Raw genomic sequence first — 9316 nt, 5'->3', positions numbered from 1 at the left:
AAACGGTCTAAATAGGCTGATTCAAGGCATTTACGGGAGAAAAAATCGGCTCAAACATGAAGAAATGAAATGACTGAGTCAGCCGAGAAGAATTTCCCCGCTTATTCGCACCTTCCCTAAAAAATCCGCAAAGCCATATCAACAAAGCGGTATTCTTCACCTCTGCAGTCCTCATTTTTCTTCTGGTCGCGTTCGCCGCCTTTTTCCCCGACGTCGCTGACAAGAACTTCAAACTTCTGCAGCAACAAATCTTCACCAACGCCAGCTGGTTTTATATTTTGGCCGTGGCGCTGATTTTGCTCAGCGTGACGTTTCTGGGGCTTTCCCGCTACGGCGACATCAAACTCGGCCCCGATCATGCGCAACCCGATTTTCGCTACCACTCATGGTTTGCCATGCTGTTTTCAGCGGGGATGGGCATCGGCCTGATGTTCTTCGGCGTGGCAGAACCGGTTATGCACTATCTTTCGCCGCCGGTCGGCACGCCCGAGAGCGTCGAGGCGGCCAAACAGGCCATGCGCCTGACCTTTTTCCACTGGGGGCTGCACGCCTGGGCGATCTACGCCATCGTGGCGTTGATTCTGGCCTTCTTCAGCTATCGGCATGGCCTGCCGTTGACCCTGCGCTCTGCGCTTTATCCGATCATCGGCGACCGCATTTATGGCCCTATCGGCCACGCCGTCGATATCTTCGCGGTCATCGGCACCGTATTCGGGGTCGCGACCTCGCTGGGTTATGGCGTGTTGCAGGTCAACGCCGGGCTTAACCACCTGTTTGGCGTGCCGATCAACGAAACCGTTCAGGTGATATTGATCGTGGTGATTACCGGGCTGGCCACCATTTCAGTGGTTTCAGGGCTGGAGAAAGGCATACGCTTTCTGTCGGAGCTGAACCTTGGCCTGGCGCTGTTGCTCCTGGCCTTGGTCTTGCTGTTGGGGCCAACCGTTCTGCTGTTGAAATCCTTTGTGGAAAATACCGGCGGCTATCTGTCCGAGCTGGTCAGCAAGACGTTCAACCTGTATGCCTATGAGCCGAAATCCAGCAACTGGTTAGGCGGATGGACGCTGCTCTATTGGGGGTGGTGGCTCTCCTGGTCGCCTTTCGTCGGTATGTTCATCGCACGAGTTTCCCGCGGCCGAACCATCCGCGAATTTGTCACGGGCGTGCTGTTCGTCCCGGCCGGCTTCACCCTCATGTGGATGACGGTGTTCGGCAACAGCGCCATTTACCTCATCATGGAAAAGGGCGCGACAGACCTCGCCGCTACGGTACAGCAAGACGTGGCGCTGGCGTTGTTTAACTTCCTGGAGCATTTCCCGTTCTCCAGCGTGCTTTCGTTTATCGCCATGGCGATGGTTATCGTCTTTTTCGTCACCTCCGCCGATTCCGGCGCCATGGTCGTGGATACGCTGGCTTCGGGCGGCTCCAGCAACACGCCGGTCTGGCAACGCATTTTCTGGGCGTCGCTGATGGGCATCGTCGCCATCGCCTTGCTGATCGCCGGGGGGCTCAGCGCGCTGCAAACCGTCACCATCGCCAGCGCATTGCCGTTCTCGGCCATCTTGCTGGTCTCCATCTACGGCTTGCTTAAGGCACTGCGTCGCGATCTGACCAAGCGCGACAGCCAAAATATGGCCACCATCGCCCCCACCGCCGCCCGCAACCCCATTCCCTGGCAGCGCAGGCTGCGCAATATCGCCTATCTGCCAAAACGCTCGCTGGTTAAGCGCTTTATGGATGAGGTCATCCAGCCTGCCATGACGCTGGTGCAGGAAGAGCTGAGTAAACAAAACACGCTCAGCAGCATCAACACCACTGCGGAAGACCGCATTCGTTTCGAGGTCGATTTGGGCGATGAGCTTAACTTTATCTATGAAGTCAGACTGCGCGGCTACAGTTCGCCGACGTTCGCTCTGGCCGGGCTGGATAACGATGAACAGCAAGCCGAGCAGCACAAGTATTATCGCGCGGAGATCTACCTGAAAGAAGGCGGCCAGAACTACGATGTCATGGGCTGGAATCAGGAGCAGTTGATCAACGATATTCTTGACCAGTACGAGAAACACCTGCATTTCTTGCATCTGGTTCGCTGAATGCCGACATGCCGTCCCCCGGGGCGGCATTTTTTTGCCCCGCTTTCTTCACCACAGTGCTGATGATGCGGTTGGAATGGCGGACAAACAGAAACAGCGCTTTATGAGCAAAGGATTGGTTCGGGATAACGTTTCGAAGAATCAGGATATTTTCATGAGGGAGTGCTGGAGCGGGTGAAGGGAATCGAACCCTCGTATGCAGCTTGGGAAGCTGCCGTTCTACCATTGAACTACACCCGCATCGGTGTGCGACAGGCATTATAACCGGTTATCGGCGGCGGGCAAGCGGAGATGGCGCGTAACTGTCGATGTTTTAAGCGGTTAAGTCCGGTGGGCGAAAAAAACCGGCGCAGTTGCCTGCACCGGTGGTTGCACGCTAAACGGAATTATTTCTGTGGGCGCATCGCCGGGAACAGAATCACGTCGCGGATGGTGTGGCTGTTGGTGAACAGCATCACCATGCGGTCGATACCGATGCCCAGACCGGCGGTCGGCGGCAGGCCGTGCTCCAGCGCGGTGACGTAGTCTTCGTCGTAGAACATCGCTTCATCGTCGCCGGCGTCTTTGGCGTTCACCTGATCGGCAAAGCGCTGCGCCTGGTCTTCGGCGTCGTTCAGCTCGGAGAAACCGTTGCCGATTTCACGGCCGCCGATGAAGAACTCGAAGCGGTCGGTGATTTCCGGGTTCACGTCGTTGCGGCGCGCCAGCGGCGACACTTCAGCCGGGTACTCGGTGATGAAGGTCGGCTGAATCAGATGGCTTTCCGCCACTTCTTCGAAGATCTCGGTCACGACGCGGCCCAGACCCCAGCTCTTCTCAACCTTGATGCCGATGGATTCGGCGATGGCCACCGCTTTGCCCATGTCGGCCAGGTCAGCCAGATCGGTTTCCGGGCGGTATTTCTTGATCGCCTCGGTCATGGTCAGCTTCTCGAACGGCTTGCCGAAGTCGAACACTTCGTCGCCGTACTGCACCTGAGAGGTGCCCAGCACTTTCTCGGTCAGGGTGCGGAACAGCGTCTCGGTCAGCTCGATCAGGTCTTTGTAATCCGCGTAAGCCATGTAGAGTTCCATCATGGTGAACTCTGGATTGTGACGCGGAGAAACGCCTTCGTTACGGAAGTTACGGTTGATTTCGAACACGCGCTCAAAGCCGCCAACCACCAGACGCTTCAGATACAGTTCCGGCGCGATGCGCAGGTACATATCGATATCCAGCGCGTTGTGGTGAGTGATGAACGGACGCGCGGACGCACCGCCCGGGATCACCTGCATCATCGGGGTTTCGACTTCCATGAAGCCGCGTTCCACCATGAAGTTACGGATAGCCGACATCACCTGAGAACGCACCTTGAAGGTGTTGCGCGATTCTTCGTTGGCGATCAGGTCCAGGTAACGCTGGCGGTAACGGGTTTCCTGATCCGCCAGGCCGTGGAATTTGTCCGGCAGCGGGCGCAGCGCTTTGGTCAGCAGACGCAGCTCGGTGCAGTGGATCGACAGTTCGCCGGTCTTGGTTTTGAACAGCTTGCCGCGTGCGCCGAGGATATCGCCCAGGTCCCACTTCTTGAACTGGTCGTTGTACACGCCTTCAGCCAGATCGTCGCGCGCGACGTACAGCTGAATGCGGCCGCCCACGTCCTGCAGCGTGACGAAGGATGCCTTGCCCATAATGCGGCGGGTCATCATGCGGCCGGCGACGGTCACTTCTACGCCCAGCGCTTCCAGCTCTTCGTTGTCTTTATCGCCGTACGCGGCGTGCAGTTTGTCGGAGGTGGAGTCGCGACGGAAGTCATTCGGGAACGCAATGCCGTTCTCGCGCAGGCCGGCCAGTTTCTCGCGGCGGGACTGCAGTTCGTTATTGAGATCCAGCGCCTGATCGGCGCCCTGTACTTGTTGTTCAGACATTTCTATTCCTCATAACCCGGCTTTCAAACTTGCCTCAATGAATTTATCCAGGTCGCCATCCAGTACGGCCTGCGTGTTACGCGTTTCGACGTTGGTGCGCAAATCCTTGATGCGGGAGTCATCCAGCACGTAAGAACGGATTTGGCTGCCCCAGCCGATGTCGGACTTGTTGTCTTCCATCGTCTGCTTATCAGCATTTTTCTTTTGCATCTCAAACTCGTACAGCTTGGCTCGCAGCTGTTTAAACGCTTGATCCTTGTTCTTATGCTGAGAACGATCGTTCTGGCACTGCACCACGATGTTGGTTGGCAGGTGAGTAATACGTACGGCGGATTCGGTTTTGTTGACGTGCTGACCGCCCGCACCGGAGGCGCGGTACACGTCGATACGCAGATCCGCCGGGTTGATTTCGATATCGATATCGTCGTCGACTTCCGGGTAGATGAACACCGAGCTGAACGAGGTGTGGCGGCGGCCGCCGGAGTCGAACGGGCTCTTGCGCACCAGGCGGTGAACGCCGGTTTCAGTGCGCAACCAGCCGAACGCGTAGTCGCCGATGATCTTGATGGTGGCGGATTTCAGGCCCGCGACGTCGCCGTCGGACTCTTCGATCACTTCGGTCTTGAAGCCCTTGGCTTCGGCCCAGCGCAGGTACATACGCAGCAGCATGCTGGCCCAGTCCTGCGCTTCGGTGCCGCCGGAGCCGGCCTGGATATCCAGGTAGCAGTCGGCGCTGTCGTATTCGCCGGAGAACATGCGGCGGAATTCCAACTGATCCAGCTTGCTCATCAGTTGATCCAGCTCGGCGACCGCTTCGTTGAAGGTCTCTTCATCGTCGGCTTCCACCGCCAGTTCCAGCAGCCCGCCGACGTCTTCGCCGCCCTGCTCCAGCTGATCGATGGTTTCAACGATGGCTTCCAGCGCGGCGCGCTCTTTGCCGAGCGCCTGCGCGCGCTCCGGTTCGTTCCACACGTCCGGCTGTTCCAGCTCGGCGTTGACTTCTTCTAGGCGTTCCTTCTTGGCATCATAGTCAAAGATACCCCCTAAGAACCGCAGTCCGCTCGGACAGGTCCTGAATTCGGTTTTTTACCGGGTTAATTTCAAACATGGTTTCGTTCTTTTACGTTGATGTCGTCGATGGCGGAATGCCATTGGAACCGCTAATTCTAACGGATCCGGGCGGCAGTTTATAGCGAGTTGGTCAGTTTTTGTGGCGATCGGGAAGGATGCAGGGGATTGGAGAGCCCAATCCCCGAATTGTGTTCAATTTCGCCTCAGCGCGGCCAAAGATGCTGGATCAGCAGCTGCACGTTGCGGCTGCCGCGAAACTCGTTGACGTCGAGCTTGTAGGCCAGCTCGACCTCGCGCACGCTGCTGTCCGGCCACAGCGTGGTGTCCACGTTGAATGCGATGCCGTCGAGCAGCGGGCCGCCGCCGAGCGGCTCCACCATCAGCTTCAGGTGCTTCTCGCCCACCAGCCGCTGCTGCAGGATGCGGAATTTGCCGTCGAAGGTCGGTTCCGGGAACGCCTGGCCCCACGGGCCGCCCTCGCGCAGCAGCTCCGCCGTCGTCAGCGACAGCTCCTGCATCGCCAGCTCGCCGTCAGACCAGATAACCCCTTCCAGCATCGCCGGATCGAGCCATTCCCCCACCAGCTCGCCGAAGCGCTGGCGGAACTCGTCGAACCTGGCCTCTTCCAGCGACAGCCCGGCCGCCATCGCGTGGCCGCCGAACTTCATCATCAGGCCGGGGTTCAGCATATCCAGCCGCTCCAGCGCGTCGCGCATGTGCAGGCCAGGCACCGAACGGCCGGAGCCTTTCAGGATACCGTCGCCCGCCGGCGCGAATGCGATCACCGGGCGGTGGAAACGCTCTTTGATACGTGAGGCGAGGATACCCACCACGCCCTGGTGCCATTCCGGGTGATACATCGCCAGCCCGTAAGGCAGCTCGGTACTGGTGCGCTCCAACTGGTCGCACAGCTGCAGGGCTTCCACCTGCATGCCCTGCTCTATCTCGCGTCGCGTCTGGTTCAGCGCGTCGAGATCGTTGGCCAGCATACGCGCCTGCGCGATGTCATCGCTCAGCAGCAGTGCCACGCCGATCGACATGTCGTCCAGCCTGCCGGCGGCGTTAAGACGCGGGCCGAGAGCGAAACCGAGATCGTTGGCCGCCAGCTGGCGGGCATCGCGGTTGGCCACCTCAAGCAGCGCGCGGATGCCCGGACGGCATTTGCCGGCACGGATGCGGTTTAACCCCTGATACACCAGAATGCGGTTGTTGGCGTCCAGCGGCACCACGTCGGCCACGGTGCCGAGTGCCACCAGATCCAGCAGTTCCGCCAGATTGGGCATCGCCAGCGCGCGCTGCTCGAACCAGCCGCTGTCCCGCAGCCGGGCGCGCAGCGCCAGCATCAGGTAGAACGCGACGCCCACCCCGGCCAGCGATTTGGACGGGAAGGCGCAGCCGCGCAGGTTGGGATTGACGATCGCTTCGGCCGCCGGCAGGGTCTCGCCCGGCAGGTGGTGATCGGTCACCAGCACCTGCATGCCCTTGGCGTGCGCCACGTCGACGCCGGCGTGGGAGGAGATGCCGTTATCGACGGTGACGATCAGCTCCGCGCCGCGCGCCGCCGCCTGCTCCACCACCTCGGGGCTCAGGCCGTAGCCGTCTTCAAAGCGGTTCGGCACCAGGTAGTCGACGCTGGCGCCGCCCATGCTGCGCAGCGCCAGCACCGTCAGTGCGGTGCTGGTGGCGCCGTCGGCGTCGAAATCGCCCACCACCATGATGCGGCGGCCGTCGGCCAGCGCCTGTTGCAGCAGGCTGACGGCGTCGTCGATGCCGTCCAGCTGTTGCCAGGGCAGCATGCCCTTGACGCCGCGTTCCAGCTCTTGCTCAGCCTGCACGCCGCGCAGGGCGTAAAGCCGGCGCAGCAGCGCCGGCAAACTGGCGGGCAGATGCGTGTCGTCCGCCGCCGGGCGGCGACGTAGTTGCGTTTTGATACTCACCGGCGATTAACCACCGGCTTTGGTGGCGGCCTGGTGCGCATCCAGCATGGCGGCCATCTCTTTCGGCCCCTGATAGCCCGGGATCATCATGCCGTTTTCCAGGATGATCGCCGGCGTGCCCTGAATGCCGAACTGCACGCCCAGCTCGTAATGCTTGCTGATGTCGGTTTTGCAGGTCGCCGGAGAAACGGCATCGCCCTTCATGGCGGCGTCGAACGCCTTGGCCTTGTCGGCAGTGCACCAGATCGACTGCATGTCTTTCTCAGCCTGGGAGGCCAGCCCCTGGCGCGGGAATGCCAGGTAGCGCACGGTGATGCCCAGATCATTGTACTCTTTCATCTGCTGGTGCAGCTTGTGGCAGTAACCGCAGGTGATGTCGGTGAACACGGTGATCACGTGTCTCTCTTTCGGCGCCTTGTAGACGATCATCTGATCTTTCAGCGCGTCCATCTTGCTGCCCAGCAGTTGGTTGGTCACGTTGACCGGCTCTTTGCCGCTGACGTCGAACAGCGGGCCCTGCAGAATGTGCTTGCCGTCTTCGGAGGCGTACAGCACGCCGCTGTCGGTCAGCACGGTTTTCAGTCCATTGACCGGTGAAGGCTGCACGTCCGCCTGCTGGATGCCCAGGCTGGCGAGCGCTTTTTTGATCGCCGCGTCATCGGCATGGGCGGCGCTGGTCACCGAAGCCACCAGCAGTGAGAGCAGCATTAAACCTTTTTTCATTGTTCCAATCCTTTCGAACCCGCCGCTCAGGCGCGCGGGTGATGCTGTTGATGTAGCTGTTTCAGTCGTTCAGTCGCTACATGAGTATAAATTTGCGTGGTCGAGAGATCGCTGTGCCCTAACAACATCTGTACGACACGGAGATCGGCCCCATGGTTCAGCAAATGGGTGGCGAACGCGTGCCGCAACACGTGCGGCGACAGACGCTCGCTGTCGATGCCCGCAAGGATGGCATAGTGTTTGATGCGATGCCAGAACGTCTGTCGGGTCATTTGCTGGCAGCGGGTGCTGGGGAACAGCACATCCAGCGTCTGGCCGTTGACCAGCCACGGGCGGCCGTGCTCCAGATAATTTTCGATCCAGTAGACCGCCTCTTCGCCCAGCGGCACCAGCCGCTCCTTGTTGCCCTTGCCGATCACCCGCACCACGCCCTGGCGCAGGCTGACGTCGCTGATGCTCAGCCCCACCAGTTCGGAAACTCGCAGCCCGGTGGCGTACAACACTTCGAGCATCGCCTTGTCGCGCAGTTCCAGCGGCTGATCGACGCAGGGCGCCTGCAGCAGCGCATCGACCTGCGCCTCGCTCAGATCCTTCGGCAAACGCTGCGGCAGCTTGGGAGACGCCAGCTGCGCGGTGGGATCGTCGGCGCGCAGCTTTTCGCGGTACAGGTACTGAAACAGGCGGCGCATGGCGCTCAGCAAACGCGCGGAGCTGGTGGCCTTGTAGCCGCCGTCCACCCGCTCGGCGAGAAACGCCTGCAGATCCAACGCCTGCGCCTGCAGCAAGGCGGTGTTTTGCTGGCCAAGCCAGGTGCCCAGCGCCTGCAAATCCAGCCGGTAGGAGGCCAGCGTATTTTCCGCCAGATTGCGCTCAAGCCACAGCGCATCCAGGAATTGTTCAATCAGCGCATGGTCTTGCTGTTGCACGCGGTCCTCTCTTTGTTGCATTTCCACCCGCGCCATTATGCCTTAAGCCGACGCAAATCAGGTATACTCGCTGCAATTCTCTAAACGGCAACGTAACGGTTTACACATGAAGATTGGTCTGTTTTACGGCTCCAGCACCTGCTACACCGAGATGGCGGCAGAAAAAATCCGTGAGATTCTGGGTGAAGACCTGGTCGACCTGCACAACCTGAAAGACGTCTCTCCCAAGCTGATGGAGGACTATTCCATACTGATCCTCGGCATCCCGACCTGGGATTTCGGCGAACTGCAGGAAGACTGGGAAGCGATCTGGCCGCAGCTGCCGGCGCTGGATCTGAAAGGCAAAATCGTCGCCATGTACGGCATGGGCGATCAGCTCGGTTACGGTGAGTGGTTCCTCGACGCGCTGGGCATGCTGCACGATCACATCGCGCCGCTGGGCGTGCAGTTCATCGGCTTCTGGCCAACCGAGGGCTTCGAGTTCACCAGCCCCAAACCGCTGAGCGCCGACGGCAAACACTTCGTCGGCCTGGCGCTCGATGAGGTCAATCAATACGATCTGAGCGAAGAGCGCCTGCAGCAATGGTGCGAACAGATCCTGCTGGAAATGGAGCCGCTGCTGTAGCCGCTATCGGGCGCTCAACGCGCCCGATTTCCCCCGC

7 protein-coding genes and 1 tRNA gene are annotated in these 9316 nt (G+C 60.0%); 2 read left to right on the top strand and 6 right to left on the bottom strand.

Going from position 1 to position 9316, the window contains the following annotated elements; all coding sequences use genetic code 11:
• Positions 1-137: 137 nt before the first annotated feature.
• On the top strand, positions 138-2093 hold the full coding sequence (locus ACJ8IM_RS24155; protein ID WP_318749871.1) for a BCCT family transporter: 1956 nt from the start codon (positions 138-140) through the stop codon (positions 2091-2093).
• Positions 2094-2259: 166 nt separating this feature from the next.
• Here the strand turns inward: ACJ8IM_RS24155 and ACJ8IM_RS24150 are convergent.
• The 6 genes from ACJ8IM_RS24150 to xerD all read right to left on the bottom strand — a co-directional run bounded on the left by ACJ8IM_RS24150 (position 2260) and on the right by xerD (position 8654).
• A tRNA-Gly gene (locus ACJ8IM_RS24150) sits at positions 2260-2333 on the bottom strand.
• A 146-nt stretch (positions 2334-2479) separates the two neighbouring features.
• Entirely contained in the window at positions 2480-3997 is a 1518-nt protein-coding gene (lysS, locus tag ACJ8IM_RS24145; RefSeq protein ID WP_033649459.1) for a lysine--tRNA ligase, read from the bottom strand.
• Between the two features lie 9 nt (positions 3998-4006).
• A protein-coding gene (gene prfB / locus ACJ8IM_RS24140; protein ID WP_096242572.1) for a peptide chain release factor 2 occupies positions 4007-5105 on the bottom strand; the annotation gives its coding sequence in 2 pieces (ribosomal slippage) (positions 4007-5029 and positions 5031-5105; 1098 coding nt in all).
• A gap of 166 nt (positions 5106-5271) precedes the next feature.
• Positions 5272-7005, bottom strand: a complete 1734-nt coding sequence (recJ, locus tag ACJ8IM_RS24135) for a single-stranded-DNA-specific exonuclease RecJ (RefSeq protein ID WP_101455652.1) — start codon at positions 7003-7005, stop codon at positions 5272-5274.
• A 6-nt stretch (positions 7006-7011) separates the two neighbouring features.
• A complete protein-coding gene (gene dsbC, locus ACJ8IM_RS24130) occupies positions 7012-7728 on the bottom strand; it encodes a bifunctional protein-disulfide isomerase/oxidoreductase DsbC (protein ID WP_101455653.1) in 717 nt (238 codons plus the stop codon).
• A 26-nt stretch (positions 7729-7754) separates the two neighbouring features.
• Positions 7755-8654, bottom strand: a complete 900-nt coding sequence (xerD, locus tag ACJ8IM_RS24125; RefSeq protein WP_033638574.1) for a site-specific tyrosine recombinase XerD — start codon at positions 8652-8654, stop codon at positions 7755-7757.
• A gap of 106 nt (positions 8655-8760) precedes the next feature.
• Between xerD and fldB the strand changes: the two genes are divergently transcribed.
• A complete protein-coding gene (gene fldB / locus ACJ8IM_RS24120; protein WP_033635825.1) occupies positions 8761-9279 on the top strand; it encodes a flavodoxin FldB in 519 nt (172 codons plus the stop codon).
• The last annotated feature ends 37 nt before the right edge of the window (positions 9280-9316 follow it).

The organism is Serratia sp. CY33525 (genome assembly GCF_052169115.1).
GTDB classification, from domain to species: Bacteria; Pseudomonadota; Gammaproteobacteria; order Enterobacterales; family Enterobacteriaceae; genus Serratia; species Serratia sarumanii.
The sequence above is the reverse complement of the archived record's forward strand: the minus strand, read 5'-3'. Positions and strand labels throughout refer to the sequence as shown.

Coding starts and splice junctions, on each gene's coding strand:
- lysS (WP_033649459.1), bottom strand. CDS start 3,997: ATGTCTGAACAACAAGTACAGGGCGCCGATCAGGCGCTGGATCTCAAT.
- dsbC (WP_101455653.1), bottom strand. CDS start 7,728: ATGAAAAAAGGTTTAATGCTGCTCTCACTGCTGGTGGCTTCGGTGACC.
- fldB (WP_033635825.1), top strand. CDS start 8,761: ATGAAGATTGGTCTGTTTTACGGCTCCAGCACCTGCTACACCGAGATG.